The following is a 20,664-nucleotide window of genomic DNA, read 5'->3' as shown; positions in this document are numbered from 1 at the left end:
GCCCTCACCCCGGCCCTCTCCCACAGGGAGAGGGAGTAAAACCCAAGGAGACAATCTATGCAACAACAGTGGTCTGCAGTTGATAATTTCATGATTTCGTCGCTTATTCCTGAAGATGACGTACTGAGCAGGGTACTGGAAAACAACCAGCGCGCCGGACTTCCCGAACACGATGTTGCGGCCAATCAGGGGCAGTTGCTGGCGCTGTTCGTGCGCATGACGCAGGCGCGGCGCGTTCTGGAGATCGGTACGCTGGGTGCTTACAGTTCAATCTGGATGGCGCGCGCCCTGCCGCCGGACGGAAAGCTGATTACGCTTGAGGCCGATTCCACGCATGCTCGCGTGGCGCGGCAGAATATTCAGCTTGCCGGTCTCAACCAACGCATTGAACTCATCGAAGGCCCGGCGCTGACTTCTCTGGAAAATTTTGGCGACGTTCCGCCGTTCGACCTGATCTTTATTGATGCTGATAAGCCAAACAATCCCGGCTACCTCGAATGGGCGCTGCACTACTCCCGCCCCGGCACGGTGATTATCGGCGATAACGTGGTGCGCGATGGCGAAGTGATTAACGGCCAAAGCGACGACTCGCGCGTGCAGGGTGTTCGCCGGTTTATCGAGATGATGGGGGACAATCCGCGCTTAACCACCACCGCGCTGCAAACGGTCGGGGTTAAGGGGTGGGATGGGTTTACGCTGGCGATGGTAAACGGCTGAGACCTGTATGGACTATCCATCAGGGTTGACAACAAAAAAGGGACGCCATGAGTCCCTTTTTTTATTGCGAATACCACTACAAAAAATTAAAGATATTTTAGCGTGATCGTAGCCTGACCATCGAGAGACGTATCATCGATAATACCCAAAGATGTCGTATCTTTAATCGCTAATGCTGTCACTAACGGGAATACCGCTGTGGTGAAGGCAACAGGTTCTAGCGTACCTGGATCCGCGACACTGACATTAGTGATCGTATCATTGCGGACGGCAGTTCCGTCATTAGCCCATGTAGAAGTATTCCAGCCTGTATTATGAATGATGACATCTTTCGATTCACCATCTACTGTAGCTTTAAAATCTTTGATAAATAAAGAGTAGTTACCGATGTTTACACCCGTGCCTGTTTTACCAACACCATATAGGAAATAACTTTCAGAAGCATCTGCACCGCCATATCGCCCATTTTTAACGGTAATATTTGCGCGAGAATCAGTACGATCGTCTGCTGCGCTCCAACTTACTTTTGTGGCCGCAGTGCAATTAATTGAAAAATTAATCTCCTTTTGCCCTAATTGGTTATTCGTGTCAGGAGACAATTCACCAAGATGAATAGTGCCATAATCAACAACTCCGCCGTTGCTCAATTCTGGCGTGCATGCGGAATTAGTGAGCGTGCCCGTTACCTTTAAAACAGCGGTTTCACCTGCATAAGCAGATGAGATACATAAAGATATAGCCGTAGCTAGAATAACTTTTTTGATCATTGACTCGTCCTTTTCGTCAATATGATAATTAAGCGCAAAACGCGTTCTCTGAGTATAATCCCCTCAATGAATGCAGATTATAATATCATACCCACAACAAGCATAATTAAATTTACTTAAACTAACTTGAAGTATAGTTCATATAGCACATCGCTTTCAGCATCTAAATTTATTACTGAAAGTTATATTCTGTGCAAAATCTTTTTTCAATGAATTATATATTAGCAATTGCCATTATTGTTCTTCACTTAAGTAGAAATAAAGTTGTTGTTGAAGTCCTTACATTGGAATCGCATGCATATATATATGAGTATTTTTTAATCTTCCCCTCCCCCACTCTGGGGAGAGAATCAGGGGGAGGGAAAACACTTTATCATTATGCTGAAATCTGCTCCATCGCCTGCAAAATACGTTTATCCGAAATCGGATACGGCGTACCGAGCTGCTGGGCAAAGAAGCTGACGCGTAACTCTTCGATCATCCAGCGGATCACCTGAACGTCTTCATCATCACGACGTGCCGGTGGCAGTTTGTTCAGCCACTGCTGCCACGCCTGCTGCACGTTTTCCACTTTCAGCATCTGGGCACGGTCACGATGCGGATCGATGGCCATTTTCTCCAGCCGTTTTTCAATCGCCTGCAGGTAACGCAGCGTGTCGCCGAGACGGTTGAAGCCATTGCCGGTGACAAAGCCTCGGTACACCAGGCCCGCCATCTGCGCTTTGACATCCGAAAGCCCCAGCGCCATGGTCATATCCACGCGCCCTTTCAGGCGTTTGTTGATATTGAACACGGTGGTGAGGATCTGCTCGACCTGTTTGGCAATATCGACCACGGTGTCGTTCAGCTCCGCGCGTACCTTTTCATGAAGCTGAGCAAAGCCCTCTTCTGACCAGACCGGACCGCCCGCCTCGTGGATCAGCTTGTCCACGCCGCAGGAGATGCAGTCGTCAATCAGATCCAGCACTTTGCCGTACGGGTTAAAGTACAGCCCCAGCTTGGCTTTGTTCGGCAGCTTCTCGTGCAGATACTTGATCGGCGACGGGATGTTGAGCAGCAACAGGCGGCGCAGCCCGCGCCACATCATCTGCTGCTGTTCCTGCGGGTTATCAAACAGCTTGATCGCCACGCTGTCGCGCTCATCCACCAGCGCAGGCCAGGCCTTCACTTTGTAGTTGCCGCGTTTTTGCTCGTAGCTTTCGGGGAGCTGACCAAAGCTCCAGATGTGCAGCCCGCTCTGCTCAATCCCATCATCCGCCACCGCGGACAAGGTCTCCTGCACTTTGCCTTTCAGCGCCTCTTTCAGCGCGGTGAGCGAACGGCCCTCCTGCAGCTTCTTGTTTTTATCGTCCACCACGCGGAAGGTGATTTTCAGGTGATCGGGCACCTGATCCCAGTTCCAGTCTTCGCGGTCAATGGTGGTACCGGTCATGCGGCGGAACTCACGCTCCAGCGCATCCAGCAGCGGCATCTCCAGCGGCGTGACGCGGCCTAAAAACGCTTCGGCGTAGTTAGGGGCCGGAACAAAGTTACGCCGCACCGGTTTCGGCAGCGATTTGATCAGCGCAATCACCAGTTCGCGGCGCAGGCCGGGAATTTGCCACTCAAATCCACTCTCATCCACCTGGTTTAGCAGTGGCAGCGGGATATGAACGGTGACTCCATCCGCGTCCGTTCCCGGCTCAAACTGATAGGTCAGCCGCAGCTTAAGGTTGCCCTGATGCCAGAAGTTCGGGTAGTCGAGCTTACTGACCGACTCCGCCCCTTCTTTAATCAGCATGCTCTTTTCAAAGTTGAGCAGGTCCGGCGTCTCTTTGCTGGCCTTCTTCCACCAGCTGTCAAAGTGACGGGCGGAAATGACATCGTGGCTGATGCGCTGGTCGTAAAATTCGAACAGCGTCTCGTCATCCACCAGAATGTCGCGACGACGGGATTTGTGCTCCAGCTCTTCCACTTCAGCACGCAGCTTGAGGTTTTCACGGAAGAAGGCGTGACGCGTCTGCCAGTCGCCCTCCACCAGCGCGTGGCGGATAAACAGCTCGCGGCACAGCGCCGGGTCAATCTGGCTGTAGTTGACCTTACGAGCGGCCACCACCGGCAGACCGTAGACGGTCACTTTTTCGGTTGCCATCACCGCCCCCTGCGCGCGCTCCCAGTGCGGTTCACTGTATGAGCGTTTCAGCAGGTGTTGCGCCACCGGCTCCACCCATTCCGGATCGATACGCGCGGCAATACGCCCCCACAGACGGCTGGTTTCCACCAGTTCAGCAACCATGGTCCACTTGGGTGGTTTCTTGAACAACCCGGAGCCGGGGAAGATGGAGAAACGGGCGTTGCGCGCGCCGGTATACTCCTGCTTTTCGGCGTCCTTCATGCCGATATGGGACAGCAGTCCGGTCAGCAATGCGATGTGAATCTCTCGGTACTCCGCCGGTTCACTGTTCACCGGAATACCGAGCTCTTTCACCACCTGGCGCAGTTGGGTGTAAATATCCTGCCACTCGCGCACGCGCAGGTAGTTGAGGAAATCCACGCGGCACTGACGGCGGAACTGGTTAGATGACAGCGCTTTCTGCTGCTCGCCGAGGTAGTTCCACAGGTTCACGAAGGCAAGGAAATCCGACTCTTTGTCGTGGAAGCGACGGTGTTTTTCATCCGACGCCTGCTGTTTGTCCATTGGGCGTTCACGCGGATCCTGAATGGAGAGCGCCGAGGTGATGATCATCGCCTCGCGCACACAGCCGTGTTTTTGCGCTTCCAGCACCATGCGCGCCAGACGCGGGTCCACCGGCAACTGGCTGAGCTGCCGTCCCAGCGGCGTCAGTTTATACGCGGTGGCCTGCTCGTCGGTGGTGATCGCCCCCAGCTCTTCCAGCAGGCGTACGCCGTCCTGAATATTGCGTTTGTCCGGCGCTTCGACAAACGGGAAAGCGGCGATATCGCCCAGCCCCAGCGCGGTCATCTGCAGGATGACGGAAGCCAGGTTGGTGCGCAGGATCTCCGGGTCGGTAAACTCCGGGCGGGAGAGGAAATCGTCTTCTGAATAGAGACGAATACAGATCCCCTCCGACACACGTCCACAGCGCCCTTTACGCTGGTTGGCCGACGCCTGTGAAACCGGCTCAATCGGCAGACGCTGTACCTTGGTGCGGTAGCTGTAGCGGCTGATACGCGCCGTACCCGGATCAATCACATACTTGATGCCCGGCACGGTCAGCGAGGTTTCCGCCACGTTGGTTGCCAGCACGATGCGGCGCCCGCTGTGTGGCTGGAACACGCGGTTCTGTTCACTGTTGGAGAGACGAGCGTAAAGCGGCAAAATTTCCGTGTGGCGCAGATCGCGCTTGCTGAGCGCGTCGGCGGTATCGCGGATCTCACGCTCGCCGCTCATAAAGATCAGAATGTCGCCCGCGCTCTCATTGCCCAGTTCGTCAACGGCGTCGAAAATTGCCTGCAACTGGTCGCGCTCGGTATCCTCCGCCTCCTCCACGATCGGGCGATAGCGCACTTCTACCGGATAGGTACGGCCGGAGACTTCAATAATCGGTGCGTTATTGAAATGTTTTGAGAAACGCTCCGGGTCGATGGTCGCGGAGGTGATGATAATTTTCAGATCCGGGCGACGCGGCAGTAGCTCTTTAAGGTAGCCGAGCAGGAAGTCGATGTTCAGACTGCGCTCGTGCGCCTCATCAATAATGATAGTGTCGTACTGCATCAGCAGACGATCCTGCTGAATTTCCGCCAGCAGGATACCGTCGGTCATCAGCTTGACCATGGTGTTATCGCTCACATGGTCGCTGAAACGCACCTTATAACCGATGCAGCCGCCCGGCTCCGTTTGCAGCTCCTCGGCAATACGGTTCGCCACGGTACGCGCCGCCAGACGACGCGGCTGGGTATGACCAATCAGGCCCTTCACCCCGCGGCCGAGCTCCATACAGATTTTCGGCAACTGTGTGGTTTTCCCCGAGCCGGTCTCCCCCGCCACGATCACCACCTGGTGGTCGCGCACGGCGTTGAGGATCTCCTGCTTCTTCTGACTGACGGGCAGATTTTCCGGATAGGTAATTGCCGGACGAGTCGCTTCGCGCAGCACAACTTTCCCTGCCGCCTGTTCAATCTCTTTCGCCATCTCCTGGAAAATGGCCTGTTGTGCATCAGGATTTTTAACCTTCTTCACCCCGTGCAAGCGGCGAGCAAAGCGCTGTTTATCGCGCAGCATCAGTGAATCAAGCTGTTGCAGGAGCATCGGGAAGGTCAGTTTTTGTTGTTCTGTCATAGCATTAACGGGCAGTGCACTGCCGGATAAAATCTCTTTGTAATGATTGCTATAGAGTACCACATCAGCGCTTTCCACGCCTTATTCAAAAAATTCGAACATAGGCTTCGATATATTGCGCTATCTCTGTGGCAGGATTGTGAATAAAGTGTCAACAAGCAACGGGGCAACCCCCTTCAATCAAATGCAAAACAGGAATCACCCATGAGCAAAGTATTAGTTTTGAAATCCAGTATTCTGGCAGGGTACTCTCAGTCTGGTCAGCTGTCTGATTACTTCGTTGAACAGTGGCGTGAACACCATTCCGCAGACCAAATCACCGTGCGTGACCTGGCTGCAAACCCAATTCCTGTGCTGGATGGCGAGCTGGTTGGCGCGCTGCGTCCAGGCGATGCACCGCTGAGCCCACGCCAGCAGGAAGCCCTGGCGCTCTCTGATGAGCTGATTGCTGAACTGCAGGCGCACGACGTTATCGTGATCAACGCCCCAATGTACAACTTCAACATCCCAACCCAGCTGAAGAACTACTTCGACCTGGTGGCTCGCGCTGGCGTTACCTTCCGTTACACCGAAAATGGCCCGGAAGGTCTGGTGAAAGGCAAGCGTGCCATCGTGCTGACCAGCCGTGGCGGTATTCATAAAGATACCCCAACCGACCTGGTTGCGCCGTACATGAGCCTGTTCCTGGGCTTCATCGGGATCACCGACGTGAACTTCGTGTTTGCAGAAGGTATCGCTTACGGTCCTGAAGTGGCGACCAAAGCACAGACCGACGCGAAAGCCGCGATCGACAGCCTGGTGGCTGCCTAAGATTTCCCCCTCTCACCGCCCGGTGAGAGGGTTTTTCTTTTCTCCCGCATTTCGTTATCATCCGCTCCCACTCTCCAGCCGGGCGGCCTGATGTCTGCGATTATTGATTCTTTTATTGCCCCACCGTGTCATGACGACATTGCGATCCTCTGGCAGGATGAACATCTGCTGCTGATCAATAAACCTTCCGGTCTGCTTAGCCTCTCGGGCAAGAATCCGCAAAATCTCGATTCGGTGCACTATCGTCTGGTTCAAAGCTTCCCTGGCTGCACGCTGGTGCATCGCCTGGATTTTGGCACGTCCGGCCTGATGGTGATTGCACGTAATAAGGCGATCAACGCCGCGCTGTGCCAGCAGTTTAGCCAGCGCAGCGTGGAAAAAGTCTACAGTGCCCTGCTTTGCGGCCACCTGGAAAACGATGAAGGGGTGATTGATGCGCCGATTGCCAAAGATCCGGCGCTGTTTCCGCTGATGTCGATCTGTGCCGTTAACGGCAAACCCGCCCGTTCCCGCTATCGGGTGGTGGAACGCCTGCATCAAAACGCGGCGATGCCGCTCACGCGGGTAGAACTGACGCCAGAAACCGGGCGAACCCACCAGTTGCGCATTCACTGTCAGCTGCTGGGCCACCCGATTTTAGGCTGCGATTTATATGGAGGACGGACGTGGCCTGGCAGCGGAACAACGCCGAGGCTGATGCTGCATGCCAGTCAGTTGAATTTTATTCATCCGGTGAGCGGCGAGCCGGTTAACGCCCGTCACGCCGCACCGTTCTGAGCCGTATTACCACATCAAATCGTCAGGGATTTTGAAATCGGCATACGGATCGTCTTCATCCTGCTCTTCCTGACTCAGGGCGCTGTTTAACACAATACTGTCGGCATCGCGCTGGGCAATTTTATCCGCCACCACCGCCGGGATAATGGCATATTCGCAGTCGCCGTTAGCGTTAATCACCAGACGTGCGATGGCCAGACGACCGTTAATCAACTGGGTCTGGGTTGCCTTATCCACCTCAATTTTTTTGATCAGATTGCCGTCGGTGAAGTTAAAGGTGATGTTGCCTTTTGCCACCGTGATGCGGTTCATCTCAATCAACTGCTTCACCTGCGCCTTAAACTCTTTGGCGAGCACGGCCTGTTTTTGCTGCTCGCTCAACTGTTTGTCACGCTCAAGCTGCGCTTTTTTGTTCTCTTCTACCGCCTCTCTGGCCTCACGCGCCTGCACGCGGGATTTCTTGGCCGTGCGCTGAACTTTGGCCATTTTCTTGCTGGAGACTAAGCCCGCTTTCAGCATCTGCTCTTGTAAGGTGAGTTTTGTCATGAGTGTGTTTAAACCGGTTGGAAATTTTGGGGATTATAGCGGGAATTGCGGAGCGTGTGTTAGAGAAGTAGGCATGGCGTTTAGTTGCCTGAGGCTGGTTCATTATTCATTCAGCATTTATTAACGTTGACGCCTAACGAGTGATTAAAAATTGTCAGGTCATTTTCTTAAAAAAAATGAGCAACTCATAAATATGATGTGAGTTCAGTATCTGTACCCTCTACAGGCGTAGGCTGCCTTTCTCTTATTATAAGGGTACGGAGAAAATATGGCCTTAAAAGGAACAATGCTGCTTAACGGTGCTGACTATGCGCCTTTTAACCTGCACGGTGTAGGCGTGTTTATGGCGCATTCCGGGCAGGGAATCTATCGAAACAATGGACTATGTGGCGCTGTTAAAGGCTCGGGACCTATTCCTCCGGGAAAATACTGGATAGTTGACAGAGGAACCGGAGGCTTCATATCAGGGTTAAAAGCTAAGTTGCAGGACCAGTGGAACAAAGTCCGATCCGGTGCAGAGTTTGGCCGTGATGAGTGGTTTGCTCTGTACAAGGATGACTGGGGTATCGACGATGGAACCTGGATTGATAACATATATCGTGGATTATTTCGTCTGCATCCGGGTACGCAATCAGAAGGATGTATCACGATTGCCCATAATTCTGATTACGCATTGATCCGTAACGCTCTGATGAGTACCGAACTTATTCAGGTTCCCTGTATGCGTTCACTTATGGCACGCGGCTGGGTTGAGGTGATTAATAGTGGCTATACCAACACCTGCCCGTAAATGGAGCATCAGGCTATTCAAAACGATCGGGTTTCTACTCATTAGCCTGATGGTAGGTCGCACGCTGGAGCCTGCTGAATTCTATCTTAATCATGACGTGGCTTCTTCCGTATGTGATTTTATTTATGGTGATGTTAATGCTGAAACACTATATGACACATATACGTATATCGATATTTTAACTGTATTTACCCTTACTACGGTTATTTACCGATTAACAATGCTGCTAATCAATAGAATAAGGAAATAAAGAATGCCAATTCCCCCCTATATGTGGCTAAAAGACGATGGCGGAGCACATATTAAAGGATCCGTAGACGTTCAGGACCGTGAAGGTAGCATTGAGATCATAGGGCTAAGTCATGGTCTAAATCTCCCGGTAGATAGTGCTAACGGTAAGATCACCGGCACGCGTCAACATTCATCCATGCGGATTGAAAAGGAAGTTGATAGCTCCACGCCCTATCTCTATAAAGCAGCTTCTACCGGGCAAGCGCTAAAAAGTGCTGAAATTAAGTTCTATCATATTAATGATGCTGGACAGGAGGTCTGTTATTACACCGTATTAATGGAGAAGGTAAAGGTCACCGGTGTTAACTGCAGCGTGCCGAACGTGAAAATCGCGGCCAACGATAAAATGAACCATGTTGAAAGCGTAAGCCTGCAGTATGAAAAAATTACCTGGCGTATCGTCGATGGGAACATCATGCACAGCGACGCCTGGAACGAACGCCCTTCAGCCTGACATCAAGGGGCGCATGCCCCTTGAGCCTTCATGAAGTTCGCTCATGTTGCTGTGAAATTAAGTCACTTCCCCTGCGCCACCGCGTCAGGCATAAATTATGCATTGATAACTTCCTGGCAACATGAACTTAGGATGCATAACCAAGATGAGTAAAGCTTTTACATTTACCCTTAAGCGCAGTTGCTTCGATGAAAATTATAACCCGTCAGAGAATACGCGTACGACCACCAACTTTGCCAACCTCGCCCGCGGGGAAAAGCGTCAGGAGAACCTGCGTAATACCCTGGTGATGATCAATAACCGCTTTAACGCCCTGGCGTGCTGGGATAACCCCAATGCCGATCGTTACGCGGTCGAGCTTGAGATTGTCTCTGTGGATCTGAATATTGGTGCGGAGAAAACCTTCCCGGCCATTGAAATATTGCAAACCACAATTGTCGATAAAAAAACCAACGAACGCATCGACGGTATTGTCGGCAATAACTTCTCCTCTTACGTACGCGATTACGATTTCAGCGTCCTGCTGCTGGAGCATAATAAAAACCAGCCCCATTTCACCATTCCGGAGAAGTTTGGTGTCTTGCACGGCAATATCTTCCGCCATTTTGTTAATTCGCCGGAATACCGTGAGAATTTCAAAAAAGCACCGGTGATTTGCCTGAGCGTGTCCAGCAAAGACACTTATCGTCGCACGGGTAACCAGCACCCGGTGCTGGGCATTGAGTACACGCCGGATGGCGAGTCATTGACGGAGCAGTACTTCGCGAAAATGGGCCTGAAGGTACGCTATTTCATGCCTGAAAACAGCGTGGCGCCGTTTGCCTTCTTCTTCACCGGCGATTTGCTCAGTGATTACACCAATCTTGAACTGATCGCCACCATCAGCACGATGGAGACGTTCCAGAAGATCTATCGCCCGGAAATTTATAACGCTAACTCGGCAGCAGGACACTGCTATCGCCCCGATCTGAATCAGCAGGATCACTCATTAACCAAAATTGTTTACGACCGTGTCGAACGCAGCCAGCTGGCCATTGAGCAGGGTAAATTCACGGAAGAACAATTTATCAAACCTTACAAACACGTACTCGAGCAGTGGTCTGATAACTACGCGCGTTAATTAATCGAATTTAAAAGGGTTATACATATGAAAACATTGCTCCCGACGTCAACCGCTGGCAGCCTGCCTAAGCCAACCTGGCTTGCACAACCTGAAACGCTGTGGTCACCGTGGAAATTACAGGATCAGGAGTTACTGGCGGGCAAACAGGATGCGCTGCGCTTATCGCTTGATGAGCAGATCCGTGCGGGGATTGATATCGTCAGCGATGGCGAACAGACGCGCCAGCACTTTGTGACCACCTTTATTGAACACCTCAGCGGCGTGGATTTTGAAAACCGTCAGACCGTGCGCATTCGTAACCGCTACGACGCGAGCGTGCCGACGGTGGTCAGCGCCGTGGCGCGTCAAAAACCGGTGTTCGTGGACGACGCAAAATACTTACGCCAGCTCACGGATAAGCCAATCAAGTGGGCCCTGCCGGGGCCGATGACCATGATCGACACTCTTTACGACGCGCACTATAAAAGCCGCGAAAAGCTGGCCTGGGAGTTCGCTAAAATCCTCAATCAGGAGGCAAGAGAGTTAGAGGCCGCAGGTGTCGATATCATTCAGTTTGATGAGCCGGCATTTAACGTCTTTTTTGATGAGGTCAACGACTGGGGGATTGCGGCGCTGGAGCGTGCCATTGAAGGGCTGAAATGCGAAACAGCGGTGCACATCTGCTACGGATACGGCATCAAGGCCAATACCGACTGGAAAAAGACCCTTGGCTCAGAATGGCGTCAGTATGAAGAGGCGTTTCCTAAGCTTCAGACATCGAATATCGACATCATCTCGCTGGAGTGTCACAACTCCCGCGTGCCGATGGATCTGCTGGAGCTGATCCGCGGCAAAAAAGTGATGGTAGGCGCCATCGACGTGGCAACCAACACCATTGAAACCGCGGAAGAAGTGGCTGACACCCTGCGTAAAGCGCTGCAGTTTGTCGATGCCGACAAGCTTTACCCGTCAACCAACTGCGGTATGGCGCCGCTTTCCCGTCAGGTTGCCAACGGTAAGCTGAAGGCGCTGAGCGCCGGAGCCGCGATCATCCGCAACGAACTTGGCGCGTAATCAGCTACCCTGCGTTTGCCAGTAGAGCGGCGTACCGAAACACCCGACGTAATGATCAATCACCGCCCTGACGTTAAGGGGCGGATGCCGCGCGTTCGGGTAGATCGCCGCAATATTCAGGGGCTCCGTATGAATGGCGCACTCCAGCCCTGGCAGGAGTGCGACCAGTTCGCCCTGCTGCACGCGGTCGCCAATCAGCCAGTCCGGAAACAGCACAATCCCCATCCCGCCCAGCGCGGCAGAAAGCAGCGATTCCGCATTATTTGACGTCATTAATGGCACCACCGGATAGTGCACCCACGCCTCCCCCGCACCGCGCAACAGCCAGCGGTTAGGACCCGACGAACCCCGGTAGACCAGGCATTGATGATGAGCCAGATCGTCCGGCCCTTGCGGTGCGCCGTGCTGTCGCAGATAGTCCGGCGAAGCGGCCAGATGGTAGCGCTGCTGACCAAATATACGCGCGTGAAAGGTGGAGTCCGTCAGCACGCCGATGCGAAAGATCACGTCGGCGGCATTCTTGTGCGGGTCGATAAAATCATCGGTCAGCGTCAGCTCGATATTCAGCCGCGGATAGCGCGCCGTCAGACCAGGCAGCCCTGGCGCAATGTGCCGCTGGCCGAAAAAGACCGGTGCATTAATGCGGATCGTGCCGGAAGGCTCCGTTGAACGTGCATCCAGCTCCCGACGAGCCTCCTCAAAACTCGTCATCATCTCCCTGGCATAGCGGATAAACAGATGACCACTTTCTGTGGGGATCACCGCCCGGGTATTGCGGTAAAAAAGCTGCTGGCCGAGTGCGTCCTCAAGCTGGTGGATAATGCGCGAAACCTGCGAGGCGGAAAGGCCCTCGCGGCGCGCGACCACGGAAAAATTTTCGGCTTCAAAAACCGCGATAAAAATCTTCAGCGAACGGAGGTTCATGCTCCCGGCGTCGTACATTCGTGCATATCCTGCAAAGGTGTTTCCTGCATTATGGCATTTTTCTCATGACCAGACCGACGTAATCTTCTCCGCCTGCAAACGGAGGAATAACAATGCAGCTTGTTTTGATTTTACTGGTGATTGCCGGGGGGATGGGGCTTTCCGTAGAGGCTGGCCTGCTGGGGCCGCTGGGTGGAAAAGTCGGTGATTTATGGGCCACGTTCAGCATTTTTGGCGTCGGCGCCGCGCTGACGTTTCTGCTGATGCTGTTCTTCAGCCCGCGCAACAGCCCGTCGTTTTTTGCCCAGCCTGGCTGGCAGTTGCTCGGCGGGGTACTTGGCCCGGTTTACGTGGTGATCCTGACCCTCGCCACCCCGGCCATCGGCATCGCCCTGACGATGATTGGCATTCTGGCGGGGCAGGTTTTTAAAAGCCTGCTGATCGACCATTACGGTCTGCTGGGCACACCGCACAGGAAGATCAACGCGAAACGGATCGTCGCGCTGGGTTTTATTATTGCGGCACTGATTCTTGTCGCACAGGGGTAACACGATGACATTGATGATGATTATTCTGGCCGTGTGCGGCGGCGCGACGCTAAGCGTTCAGGCGGCGATCAACGGGCAACTTGGCAGCCGCGTGGGCGTATTCAAAAGCGCGTTCCTGACGTTCTCCGTTGGCGCGCTGGTCACCGCCTTGCTGATTTTTTTCTTTGAACCAAAACAGACAGTCACCCTGCTGGACGTGCCGAAATGGCAGCTTCTCGGGGCGATGTTTGGCGTGCCGTACATTGTGATCATGGTCGTGGCGGTGCAGCGCATCGGCACCGCCGTCGCCACGGTCGCGGTGATTTTTGGTCAGCTCACCATGAGTATGCTGATTGATAACTTTGGCTGGCTGGGCAATGCGGCCATTCCGTTTTCGATGAGCCGACTGGCCGCTGTCCTCTGCCTGGGTATTGCGCTGTTTTTCATTTACTCAGGCAGTAAAAACGCCCCTCCCCACGAGTAACGTTACGCCTTGCGGGTAAAGAGCAGCGTCACCGTGGCGACGGTGACGCCAAATTTCTTCATCTCGGTTTTATTAAACAAGTGTGTACCATCCTGCAGGTACATCCAGTCGTCGAAGTGCAGCAGCCAGGTGCTGCCGTTGGCCTTCACGTTCATGCTGTACCGCCAGTTGAAGGCATTGCCCGCTGCCTGCCCCGTCGCCACGCCGTCAATATCGCCCGCCGTGCCCTCATAACGATCGGTCGCCACGCGGCGGATATGCCATACCCGCTGCTGTTTTTCACCATCGTCGTAGACAAAATGTTCATTCAGCGTCAGCGTGTCGCCAATCACGTCCCCGGCAATCTCCACGTGGAAGCGGCGGATCTGCTTCCCGCTGCGATCCTGCACCATCCCCCACGCTTCCGTTTTTCCCTGGAAATAGTGGAATATATCAAGCCGCGGCTGCTGCTGGCGGTACTCCGTCACGTCCGTGCTGCAGCCTGCCAGCAACATCGTCACACCCAGCGCCATGATCAAAAAACGTTTCATTGTTGTCCTCCGATTAACTGCTGACGCAGCTCAGGGTATTGCGTGCGGGGATCAAGCCAGATCCCCAGAAAACGGGTGCTGAACGCTTGCGACTGAGGCGGCCCCAGGGGTCTGAAAGTGCCCGATGCGGCAGGCGCGCGGTACCAGAACTGTCCCTGCTTATCGTTAAGCACGAACGCCAGCTGCGCTCCCGGCCCGACATCCGGCCACAGCGAGGCAAGCATCCGCAGCCAGGCTTCGCTCTGCGGTTCCTGCTGCAAAACCCCCTGTGCTCGCCACTGGTCGCGGGTTGCCTCGACCAGGTCTTCACTGTCGATGTCACGCGCGTAGGTGATAATGAGCGCCTGATCCTGCATCTTGCCGGTGTAGCGCCCTTCAGGGGTGCGCAACTGGGAGGTATAAACGGTGAAAGGCCCCCAGGTCAGCGTGGCATCCCCCACCTTACGCCAGCCAAGCCAGTCGGCTGCCTGGGCGAAAGGCGTCAGGGTGATGAGCCAGAGGAACAGGAGTGCGGCTCTCATTGTTGCCTCCCTGTCAGCAGGTGGTAAAACAGCATCAGCACCAGCCAGCCCGGCACCATCCAGCTGACGACAATAAAGGTTGGCTCCAGAAAGGCGATGGCACCGAGCCGCTCACCGATAAGATACGCCACCGGACCGCCCACGGAAGCCAGCAGCATCAGCATCCAGCCGGGTAACGTTGTGGTGCGGGTGAGCTGCGTCCAGACGGTGGCAAACATCAGCCACAGCGCCACCATCCACACGGGCATCAGCGATTCACCGGTGAAGGCGATCAGCCCCGTCAGCGCCCAGAGTGCATCCAGCAGAGTGCCCGCGAGTGCCAGCAGAATGGCATAAACGCGGTGTGCAGGCGGCAACATCAGGCAGGCGAAGATCGCCAGCGCACACCAGATAATCAGGCCACGCTCGCGAAACAGCACCACCAGCGTCCAGTAGAGATCGAACGCGATAGCCATGGCGAAAACCTGCACGTAACGTTTCATACGCGCTCGGCGGTCAGTTGCACCACGCTGATGGTGCGGGCGTTAAACCCGGCTTCGCAGTAGCCAAAGTAATAGAGCCACATCCTGCGAAACCGCTCATCAAATCCCAGTTTTTCAATCTCCTGCCAGGCATGGAGAAAACGCTGACGCCAGTGCGCCAGCGTGCACGCGTAGTCCGGCCCCATATCAAACAGGTTGCGCACCACAAAATCGGTGTGGCGCGTCATCAGCGCGTTCATCGCCGTTATGCTCGGCAAAAAGCCGCCGGGGAAGATATACCGCTGAATAAAATCCACGCTTTTGCTGTAATCGCGATACCGCTGATCCTGAATGGTGATGGCCTGAATCGCCATGCGCCCACCCGGACGCAGACGCGCCTGACAGGTGCGGAAGAACGTTGGCAGATAGCGTTGCCCGACGGCTTCAATCATCTCAATCGACACCAGCTTGTCGTACTCGCCGGTTAAATCGCGATAGTCGCAGAGCAACACCTCAACGCGGTCCTGCAGACCGGCCCGGGCAATCCGCTCTGTCGCCCAGCGATACTGCTCCTGCGACAGCGTGGTAGTGGTCACCCGGCAGCCGTAGTGACGGGCCGCGTATTCCGCCATCGCCCCCCAGCCGGTGCCAATCTCCAGCAGATGATCGCTGGGGTTCAGCGCCAGCTGTTCGCACAGACGCGCCATTTTCGCCCGCTGCGCGTCGCCAAGATCCTGCTCCTCCCCGCTAAACAGCGCGCTGGAATAGAGCAACTCCTTGTCCAGAAAATGGGCATAAAACGCGTTACCCAGATCGTAATGTGCCGCAATGTTTTCCCGCGCCTGCGCCCGGGAGTTGCGCCGCGTCCAGTGGCGAAGCCGCTCCAGCGGTCTGCCAAGCAGGCGGAACCCGTTTTCGAGCCGTCCCAGTACCTGGCTGTTTAGCGCAAGCAGTTGCAGAAGCGGCGTGAGCTGCGTGGTTTCCCATTCGCCGTCCATCCAGGCTTCCGCCGCAGCCAGGCTGCCCCCGGTCAGGACGCGCCAGTAGACGCCCGGGCTGAGGATCTGCACGTCGGCATGCAGCGCGGCAGACAGCTCACCGAAATGAAAGGTCTGCGCCCCTTCACGCAGCGTGAGCGAGCCGCCACGAAGGCCGCTCAGCACGCGAAAGAGCAGCCAGCGCGCGACGCGAACGTTGCGCGGGATATCGGGTTCAAGCGCAAAGACAGGATCGGTCATGAGCGTTCACTCCTGCTGACTGGATGGTTATACAGAGGCACGCGCTTAAGCCACAGCCGCAGCGCCTGCCAGTAAATCGCGAAAACGGTTTTGAGCGTCATCAGCGGAATACGCAGCAGCAGTCCACGCAGTGCCGGGCGGGTCAGCGGCGCGCGGCGAAGCGCCAGCGTGGCATCAAATACCTTTGACGCCTGATGATTTTCAATGTGCATATGCAGCGTGTTATCCGGGTTGTTGAAGCGCCAGTGGTAAATCATGTCCATGGGGTTAAACGGAGAAACGTGAAAGGCTTTCTCCGTGGGCTGGGCGTGCTGACCATTGACGGCGTAATAATGTCGTTCGTTCCAGGGCGTATTGCGCACTTCGGCCAGCACCCAGCGCAGCGTCTCTGCCGGGTCATAGCAGTAGTAAAAATTGACGGGATTAAAATGAAAGCCGAAGTAGCGCAGTTGCGTCAGGAGCATCACCCGCCCCTCAGGACGTTCGCCGGTCAGGCTTTCCAGCCGATTCAGCACGTTCTCTTTAAGCGGCGAACCCAGCGGATAATCCGCATCATGGAACGATGCGGCGGCAAACCGGTTGCGCCGCACGCCAACGGTGGGCAACTTCTCCAGCTCGTCGAGATCGAGCCAGGCCATGAAGACGCCATAGCTGAACTCATGCGTTTTCGGCTGGAGACGGCGGTGGCGTAATACGCCGTGATAGAGGCAACTGTTCATCGTTTTCCCTCCCCGGCTGTTATCGCATTGACGACGTCCAGCGCGCTGCGCACGCCATCTTCATGAAAGCCGTTGTACCAGTACGCGCCGCAGAACCAGCTCCGCTGGTGACCGTTGATTTCGCTGCGGCGCGCCTGTGCCTGCCAGCTTTGCGGGTTAAACAGTGGATGTTCATACACAAAGCGCCGCAGCACGAAGCGTTCGTCCACTGGCGTTTCCGGGTTTAAGGTGACGCAGAACAGCGGGCTACCGGCGGGCAGCCCCTGCAAGATATTCATGTTGTACGTTACGCAGGCGCTGGCCTGATCCTGGTCGCTCAGGCGGTAGTTCCAGCTGGCCCAGGCGCGCTGACGCACCGGCAGCCAGCGCGGATCGCTGTGCAGTACCACCTCATTACGCTGCCAGCCAATATCGCCCAGCACCTCCTGCTCAGCGGCGGAAGGTGCGTCGAGGATGGCCAGCGCCTGGGCTGAGTGACAGGCAAAAATCACCTGATCAAAACGGTGGCTCGATTCTTCAAGATGGAGGGTGCCCCCCTGTGCATCACGGCTTACCCGCTGCACCGGCGCGTTGAGGTGCAGCGTGAGCCGGTCACCCAGCTGTGCCAGAATAGCGCGGATATACTCCCGTGAGCCGCCGGGCACCACGTACCACTGCGGGCGCTGAGTGATATCCAGCAGACCGTGATTCTCAAAGAAGCGTAAAAAGAGCGGCAGCGGAAAACGTTTCATTTCCTGTAGCGACGACGACCAGATGGCCGCCCCCATCGGGAGAATATAATGACGCGCAAAGAACGGCGTAAAGCGATGCTGTTCCAGGAACGTTTGCAGCGTCGCGCCGGGCTCCACGTCCTCTTTCAGAGCCTGTTTCGCCAGGCGATTAAAACGGACAATCTCCCCAAGCAGACGCCAGAACGCCGGGTTCACCAGGTTACGACGTTGTGCAAAGAGCGTCGTCAGGGTGTGGCCGTTGTACTCCAGCCCACTTTGCGGATTGTGTACCGAGAAGCTCATCTGCGTTTTTTGCCCGCTGATGCCCAGCTCGCTAAGCAGCCCCATAAAGCGCGGATAGGTGCGGTCGTTGTAGACGATAAAACCGGTGTCGATGGCGTAGGTACCCTGTGGCGTCGGCACGTCAACCGTGGCGGTATGGCCGCCGGGGGTGGCACCGGCTTCAAACAGGGTGACCTCATGATGGCCGGCAAGGCGCCAGGCGCAGGTCAGCCCGGCGATGCCGCTGCCGATAATGGCGATCTTCATGAGCGCACCATCCTGCGCAGCAGTGCGCGCTGTAAGAACGCTGGCAGCCCGGAAAGCAGCCGCAGCGTCAGACCAAATCCCGCCGGAAACGCGATGTGGTTTTTCCCTTTTTCCAGGCCACGGCGAATGGCTTTTACCGCCTCTTCAACGCTCACCCTGCCCGGCATGGCGAAATCATTTTTGCGGGTCAACGGGGTGTCGACAAAACCGGGCGATACCACGGTGACCGCAATCCCTTTTGGCTCCCAGTCGAGACGCAGGCTCTGCGCAAACCAGGTGAGCGCGGCTTTGGATGCGCCGTACGCTTCAGCGCGTGGAAACGTCAGCCAGTGGGCCATAGAGCTCACCAGCACCACGCGGTTACCGGCCACAAGCTGTGGCTGCAGCGCGGCAAGGCAATTGACAGGCCCCTGAAAGTTAGTGGTCATCACCCGCTCTACCAGCGCGGCGTCCACCACGCCGTGTTCCAGATATTCGCAGGTTCCGGCACAGAGGATCGTCAGGTCGGCCGCGCAGCCCGTCAGCGCCTGGCGACAGGCGTCCCTGTCTGTCATATCGAACAGGCGTACCGTAATGTTTGAACTGTGCTGATGCAGGGCTTCCAGACGCGCCGGATCCCGCCCGCAGGCGATGACATGGTGACCGTCACGGGCAAAAGATTGCGCCAGCCCCGCCCCAATGCCTGAACTGGCGCCGGTGATCAGGACCGTCATCATGATTTTACCCTCCGCTTCACGCCGCGAACCGCCCAGCCAAGCAAAGGCAGATGTTCGTAGATCATCTCTCCGGCATCGTAGTAGTCCCGCTGGCGAATAATCCGATCCTTTTCCACGTCCACCACGGAGCAGCCAGGCAGTTCCAGAGGCTCGCCACCGGCAATGCGCGGGTGCGACCAGTGCATGACCCAGGTGACAACAAAGCGATGCTCGCCGATCAAAGGGGAATCAAGCGTGAAACGACAGTGTTCGACATTCGTCAGCAGATGGGTGAAATAGCGCTGCAGGGCGAACAGGCCGTTATGTTCACCAAACGGATCGATAAGCGTGGCATCGGGATGGTAAAGCCCCGCCAGCGCCGAGGGCGGCTGGGAATCCAGCGCGGTGTAGTAATCAACAAACCGACTGATGACGTCAGGCAAAAGGTTCATGGGTCACATCCTGGCGGTAAACAACGTAGCGTAAGCGCATAATTAAAACTTACACAATTCTAGTTATTTGTCCAAGTTTGTGCAGAAATATATTTTTATTATTTTAATTATCAGTTGGTTGGGTAAGTTACTTTCGTGCCGGAACTCGAGGCGCAATAAGGGCTGACCGCCATCGGGCTACTTTTTCAGGTTAACCCTAAGGTAAATTCCCCCGTTCTCTTCCAGGCTTATTCTTTTTATTCATAAGGATGACATGCCATGAGACGTTTCTTTCTCTCCCTTTTCTCCAGCCCGGAATCGTTACTTCAGGTGATGAGTCAGCAGGAAATCATTGAAGCCGTTGAGGATGGCGACCGGATTATCATCGACCAGGATGGTAATGCCTCGGTGAACTATAAAAGCAACGAGGTACGCCAGGATTTTCTGCGCCACGTCAATGCGTTAAAGAGGGCGTAATATGGGAACGGCGATATTTATGGTGCTGATGGTCTGCGGGTACTGGTACACCAGCCGCGACCTCTCTACCCGCTTCAAAATCAAGCGATCCTTCGGCTGGGATGTCTATTTTCTGGTTGCCCTTTACGGCTCGATCTTCGTTCTGCAAGGCGTGATCGCCACCGGGCTGCTCTGGCTGCTGCTGCTCGCCCTCTCCGCGGCTGACAACACCTTCCACTTTACGTCAGAGCGTTATGCCGACTGGCAGATGGACTTTATGAACTGGAGTTTCCTGGGCATCCAGGCACCCGTAGTGGTGATGCTGGCCTTCGCCATCCTGTTTTGTCTTTATCGCTCAAACTGGGCGGGCAGCGCCCGACTGGACGGTGAAGGCAGGAAAAAGCTCTATAAGCGCCTGGCGCAGGCGAGCGGGATTGAACAGCTGCTTTATCAGTGCATGGAGCAAGGCGAGCTGGCGCAGGTGACGCTACGGTCGGGGCGTATCTATGTCGGTATGATCCATACGGCGACGCTGGAATATGAGAAAACGGCCAATATCGTGCTTATTCCCATGCTGAGTGGCTATCGCGATCGCCAGACGATGAATTTTCGCATCGAAAATAACTACAGCAAATGGTATGACGGGCATGACATCACCCTCGACTCTGAGCCCAGAAGTGCGATGGATTTCAGAAAGGTGATTATGCTCAACCAGATTGAGAGCCTTGCGCTGTTCGACCCGGCAAGCGCCAGCGTGCTCGACATGGCTCAGCAGGAAAAAGCCGCGCAATGAGCTTCTCATCCATTCAGTA

General features: G+C 55.1%; 23 protein-coding genes. 11 read left to right on the top strand and 12 right to left on the bottom strand.

The genetic code is table 11. From position 1 onward, the window contains the following. The first annotated feature begins 57 nt into the window (after positions 1-57). The gene (locus AC2FAK_RS08875; RefSeq protein WP_095454729.1) at positions 58-717 is read left to right on the top strand and encodes an O-methyltransferase; all 660 of its coding nucleotides are present in this window, start codon (positions 58-60) and stop codon (positions 715-717) included. A gap of 86 nt (positions 718-803) precedes the next feature. On the opposite strand, the gene AC2FAK_RS08870 is transcribed toward AC2FAK_RS08875, so the two are convergent. Further along, a complete protein-coding gene (locus AC2FAK_RS08870; protein ID WP_286087638.1) occupies positions 804-1,484 on the bottom strand; it encodes a DUF1120 domain-containing protein in 681 nt (226 codons plus the stop codon). A gap of 376 nt (positions 1,485-1,860) precedes the next feature. Next, positions 1,861-5,763 (bottom strand): ATP-dependent RNA helicase HrpA, encoded by a 3,903-nt coding sequence (gene hrpA, locus AC2FAK_RS08865; protein ID WP_095454851.1) that lies wholly within the window; start codon positions 5,761-5,763, stop codon positions 1,861-1,863. A gap of 204 nt (positions 5,764-5,967) precedes the next feature. Between hrpA and azoR the strand changes: the two genes are divergently transcribed. Together azoR and AC2FAK_RS08855 are read left to right on the top strand one after the other, a co-directional pair. Further along, positions 5,968-6,573: an FMN-dependent NADH-azoreductase gene (gene azoR / locus AC2FAK_RS08860; protein WP_020688121.1), complete on the top strand. Its 606-nt coding sequence runs from the start codon at positions 5,968-5,970 to the stop codon at positions 6,571-6,573. Between the two features lie 90 nt (positions 6,574-6,663). Further along, positions 6,664-7,350 carry an RluA family pseudouridine synthase gene (locus AC2FAK_RS08855; RefSeq protein ID WP_095454730.1) on the top strand — a complete coding sequence of 229 codons (687 nt, stop codon included), beginning with the start codon at positions 6,664-6,666 and terminating at the stop codon, positions 7,348-7,350. Positions 7,351-7,356: 6 nt separating this feature from the next. On the opposite strand, the gene AC2FAK_RS08850 is transcribed toward AC2FAK_RS08855, so the two are convergent. Further along, positions 7,357-7,896, bottom strand: a complete 540-nt coding sequence (locus AC2FAK_RS08850; RefSeq protein WP_013096708.1) for a DUF2058 domain-containing protein — start codon at positions 7,894-7,896, stop codon at positions 7,357-7,359. Between the two features lie 268 nt (positions 7,897-8,164). On the opposite strand from AC2FAK_RS08850, the gene AC2FAK_RS08845 reads away from it, so the two are divergent. From AC2FAK_RS08845 to AC2FAK_RS08830, 4 genes are all read left to right on the top strand, one after another. Beyond that, complete coding sequence (locus AC2FAK_RS08845) at positions 8,165-8,686, top strand: DUF2778 domain-containing protein (RefSeq protein ID WP_095454731.1); 522 nt, start codon at positions 8,165-8,167, stop codon at positions 8,684-8,686. 253 nt (positions 8,687-8,939) lie between these two features. Continuing rightward, positions 8,940-9,431: an Hcp family type VI secretion system effector gene (locus AC2FAK_RS08840; protein WP_095454732.1), complete on the top strand. Its 492-nt coding sequence runs from the start codon at positions 8,940-8,942 to the stop codon at positions 9,429-9,431. A gap of 145 nt (positions 9,432-9,576) precedes the next feature. Continuing rightward, on the top strand, positions 9,577-10,551 hold the full coding sequence (locus AC2FAK_RS08835) for a DUF1852 domain-containing protein (protein ID WP_095454733.1): 975 nt from the start codon (positions 9,577-9,579) through the stop codon (positions 10,549-10,551). A gap of 27 nt (positions 10,552-10,578) precedes the next feature. Continuing rightward, on the top strand, positions 10,579-11,607 hold the full coding sequence (locus AC2FAK_RS08830) for a methionine synthase (protein WP_045295212.1): 1,029 nt from the start codon (positions 10,579-10,581) through the stop codon (positions 11,605-11,607). Here AC2FAK_RS08830 and AC2FAK_RS08825 read toward each other — a convergent pair whose 3' ends face one another. Next, positions 11,608-12,549 (bottom strand): LysR family transcriptional regulator, encoded by a 942-nt coding sequence (locus tag AC2FAK_RS08825; RefSeq protein WP_095454734.1) that lies wholly within the window; start codon positions 12,547-12,549, stop codon positions 11,608-11,610. 95 nt (positions 12,550-12,644) lie between these two features. Here AC2FAK_RS08825 and AC2FAK_RS08820 point away from each other — a divergent pair, with 95 nt between their 5' ends. Further along, complete coding sequence (locus AC2FAK_RS08820) at positions 12,645-13,079, top strand: DMT family transporter (RefSeq protein ID WP_013096712.1); 435 nt, start codon at positions 12,645-12,647, stop codon at positions 13,077-13,079. A 4-nt stretch (positions 13,080-13,083) separates the two neighbouring features. Next, positions 13,084-13,542, top strand: a complete 459-nt coding sequence (locus AC2FAK_RS08815) for a DMT family transporter (protein WP_062729568.1) — start codon at positions 13,084-13,086, stop codon at positions 13,540-13,542. A 2-nt stretch (positions 13,543-13,544) separates the two neighbouring features. On the opposite strand, the gene AC2FAK_RS08810 is transcribed toward AC2FAK_RS08815, so the two are convergent. The 8 genes from AC2FAK_RS08810 to AC2FAK_RS08775 are packed head-to-tail and all read right to left on the bottom strand — an operon-like array spanning position 13,545 to position 19,417. Continuing rightward, positions 13,545-14,072, bottom strand: a complete 528-nt coding sequence (locus tag AC2FAK_RS08810; protein ID WP_320736884.1) for a DUF3833 domain-containing protein — start codon at positions 14,070-14,072, stop codon at positions 13,545-13,547. Beyond that, complete coding sequence (locus tag AC2FAK_RS08805) at positions 14,069-14,593, bottom strand: hypothetical protein (protein WP_023621043.1); 525 nt, start codon at positions 14,591-14,593, stop codon at positions 14,069-14,071. Before AC2FAK_RS08805 ends, AC2FAK_RS08810 begins: the two co-directional genes overlap by 4 nt. Beyond that, positions 14,590-15,075 carry a DUF2878 domain-containing protein gene (locus tag AC2FAK_RS08800; protein WP_095454735.1) on the bottom strand — a complete coding sequence of 162 codons (486 nt, stop codon included), beginning with the start codon at positions 15,073-15,075 and terminating at the stop codon, positions 14,590-14,592. The genes AC2FAK_RS08805 and AC2FAK_RS08800 overlap by 4 nt, the downstream gene beginning before the upstream one ends. Continuing rightward, the gene (locus AC2FAK_RS08795; protein ID WP_095454736.1) at positions 15,072-16,292 is read right to left on the bottom strand and encodes an SAM-dependent methyltransferase; all 1,221 of its coding nucleotides are present in this window, start codon (positions 16,290-16,292) and stop codon (positions 15,072-15,074) included. Before AC2FAK_RS08795 ends, AC2FAK_RS08800 begins: the two co-directional genes overlap by 4 nt. After that, positions 16,289-17,011 carry a DUF1365 domain-containing protein gene (locus tag AC2FAK_RS08790; RefSeq protein ID WP_020688133.1) on the bottom strand — a complete coding sequence of 241 codons (723 nt, stop codon included), beginning with the start codon at positions 17,009-17,011 and terminating at the stop codon, positions 16,289-16,291. Before AC2FAK_RS08790 ends, AC2FAK_RS08795 begins: the two co-directional genes overlap by 4 nt. Then, on the bottom strand, positions 17,008-18,270 hold the full coding sequence (locus tag AC2FAK_RS08785; RefSeq protein WP_095454737.1) for an NAD(P)/FAD-dependent oxidoreductase: 1,263 nt from the start codon (positions 18,268-18,270) through the stop codon (positions 17,008-17,010). Before AC2FAK_RS08785 ends, AC2FAK_RS08790 begins: the two co-directional genes overlap by 4 nt. Continuing rightward, on the bottom strand, positions 18,267-18,986 hold the full coding sequence (locus AC2FAK_RS08780; RefSeq protein ID WP_020688135.1) for an SDR family NAD(P)-dependent oxidoreductase: 720 nt from the start codon (positions 18,984-18,986) through the stop codon (positions 18,267-18,269). Before AC2FAK_RS08780 ends, AC2FAK_RS08785 begins: the two co-directional genes overlap by 4 nt. Continuing rightward, positions 18,983-19,417, bottom strand: a complete 435-nt coding sequence (locus tag AC2FAK_RS08775; protein ID WP_095454738.1) for a nuclear transport factor 2 family protein — start codon at positions 19,415-19,417, stop codon at positions 18,983-18,985. The genes AC2FAK_RS08780 and AC2FAK_RS08775 overlap by 4 nt, the downstream gene beginning before the upstream one ends. A 258-nt stretch (positions 19,418-19,675) precedes the next feature. Between AC2FAK_RS08775 and AC2FAK_RS08770 the strand changes: the two genes are divergently transcribed. Both AC2FAK_RS08770 and AC2FAK_RS08765 read left to right on the top strand, forming a co-directional pair. Next, on the top strand, positions 19,676-19,873 hold the full coding sequence (locus tag AC2FAK_RS08770) for a hypothetical protein (RefSeq protein WP_013096722.1): 198 nt from the start codon (positions 19,676-19,678) through the stop codon (positions 19,871-19,873). 1 nt (position 19,874) lies between these two features. After that, a complete protein-coding gene (locus tag AC2FAK_RS08765; RefSeq protein WP_029883111.1) occupies positions 19,875-20,645 on the top strand; it encodes a hypothetical protein in 771 nt (256 codons plus the stop codon). Positions 20,646-20,664: the final 19 nt, after the last annotated feature.

The organism is Enterobacter cloacae complex sp. 394F7, assembly GCF_057320385.1.
The sequence above is the reverse complement of the archived record's forward strand: the minus strand, read 5'-3'. Positions and strand labels throughout refer to the sequence as shown.

Excerpts from the sequence above, each read along its gene's own strand:
- AC2FAK_RS08875 (WP_095454729.1), top strand. The coding sequence starts at position 58 with ATGCAACAACAGTGGTCTGCAGTTGATAATTTCATGATTTCGTCGCTT.
- AC2FAK_RS08870 (WP_286087638.1), bottom strand. The coding sequence starts at position 1,484 with ATGATCAAAAAAGTTATTCTAGCTACGGCTATATCTTTATGTATCTCA.
- hrpA (WP_095454851.1), bottom strand. The coding sequence starts at position 5,763 with ATGACAGAACAACAAAAACTGACCTTCCCGATGCTCCTGCAACAGCTT.
- azoR (WP_020688121.1), top strand. The coding sequence starts at position 5,968 with ATGAGCAAAGTATTAGTTTTGAAATCCAGTATTCTGGCAGGGTACTCT.
- AC2FAK_RS08855 (WP_095454730.1), top strand. The coding sequence starts at position 6,664 with ATGTCTGCGATTATTGATTCTTTTATTGCCCCACCGTGTCATGACGAC.
- AC2FAK_RS08850 (WP_013096708.1), bottom strand. The coding sequence starts at position 7,896 with ATGACAAAACTCACCTTACAAGAGCAGATGCTGAAAGCGGGCTTAGTC.
- AC2FAK_RS08845 (WP_095454731.1), top strand. The coding sequence starts at position 8,165 with ATGGCCTTAAAAGGAACAATGCTGCTTAACGGTGCTGACTATGCGCCT.
- AC2FAK_RS08840 (WP_095454732.1), top strand. The coding sequence starts at position 8,940 with ATGCCAATTCCCCCCTATATGTGGCTAAAAGACGATGGCGGAGCACAT.
- AC2FAK_RS08835 (WP_095454733.1), top strand. The coding sequence starts at position 9,577 with ATGAGTAAAGCTTTTACATTTACCCTTAAGCGCAGTTGCTTCGATGAA.
- AC2FAK_RS08830 (WP_045295212.1), top strand. The coding sequence starts at position 10,579 with ATGAAAACATTGCTCCCGACGTCAACCGCTGGCAGCCTGCCTAAGCCA.
- AC2FAK_RS08825 (WP_095454734.1), bottom strand. The coding sequence starts at position 12,549 with ATGTACGACGCCGGGAGCATGAACCTCCGTTCGCTGAAGATTTTTATC.
- AC2FAK_RS08820 (WP_013096712.1), top strand. The coding sequence starts at position 12,645 with ATGCAGCTTGTTTTGATTTTACTGGTGATTGCCGGGGGGATGGGGCTT.
- AC2FAK_RS08815 (WP_062729568.1), top strand. The coding sequence starts at position 13,084 with ATGACATTGATGATGATTATTCTGGCCGTGTGCGGCGGCGCGACGCTA.
- AC2FAK_RS08810 (WP_320736884.1), bottom strand. The coding sequence starts at position 14,072 with ATGAAACGTTTTTTGATCATGGCGCTGGGTGTGACGATGTTGCTGGCA.
- AC2FAK_RS08805 (WP_023621043.1), bottom strand. The coding sequence starts at position 14,593 with ATGAGAGCCGCACTCCTGTTCCTCTGGCTCATCACCCTGACGCCTTTC.
- AC2FAK_RS08800 (WP_095454735.1), bottom strand. The coding sequence starts at position 15,075 with ATGAAACGTTACGTGCAGGTTTTCGCCATGGCTATCGCGTTCGATCTC.
- AC2FAK_RS08795 (WP_095454736.1), bottom strand. The coding sequence starts at position 16,292 with ATGACCGATCCTGTCTTTGCGCTTGAACCCGATATCCCGCGCAACGTT.
- AC2FAK_RS08790 (WP_020688133.1), bottom strand. The coding sequence starts at position 17,011 with ATGAACAGTTGCCTCTATCACGGCGTATTACGCCACCGCCGTCTCCAG.
- AC2FAK_RS08785 (WP_095454737.1), bottom strand. The coding sequence starts at position 18,270 with ATGAAGATCGCCATTATCGGCAGCGGCATCGCCGGGCTGACCTGCGCC.
- AC2FAK_RS08780 (WP_020688135.1), bottom strand. The coding sequence starts at position 18,986 with ATGATGACGGTCCTGATCACCGGCGCCAGTTCAGGCATTGGGGCGGGG.
- AC2FAK_RS08775 (WP_095454738.1), bottom strand. The coding sequence starts at position 19,417 with ATGAACCTTTTGCCTGACGTCATCAGTCGGTTTGTTGATTACTACACC.
- AC2FAK_RS08770 (WP_013096722.1), top strand. The coding sequence starts at position 19,676 with ATGAGACGTTTCTTTCTCTCCCTTTTCTCCAGCCCGGAATCGTTACTT.
- AC2FAK_RS08765 (WP_029883111.1), top strand. The coding sequence starts at position 19,875 with ATGGGAACGGCGATATTTATGGTGCTGATGGTCTGCGGGTACTGGTAC.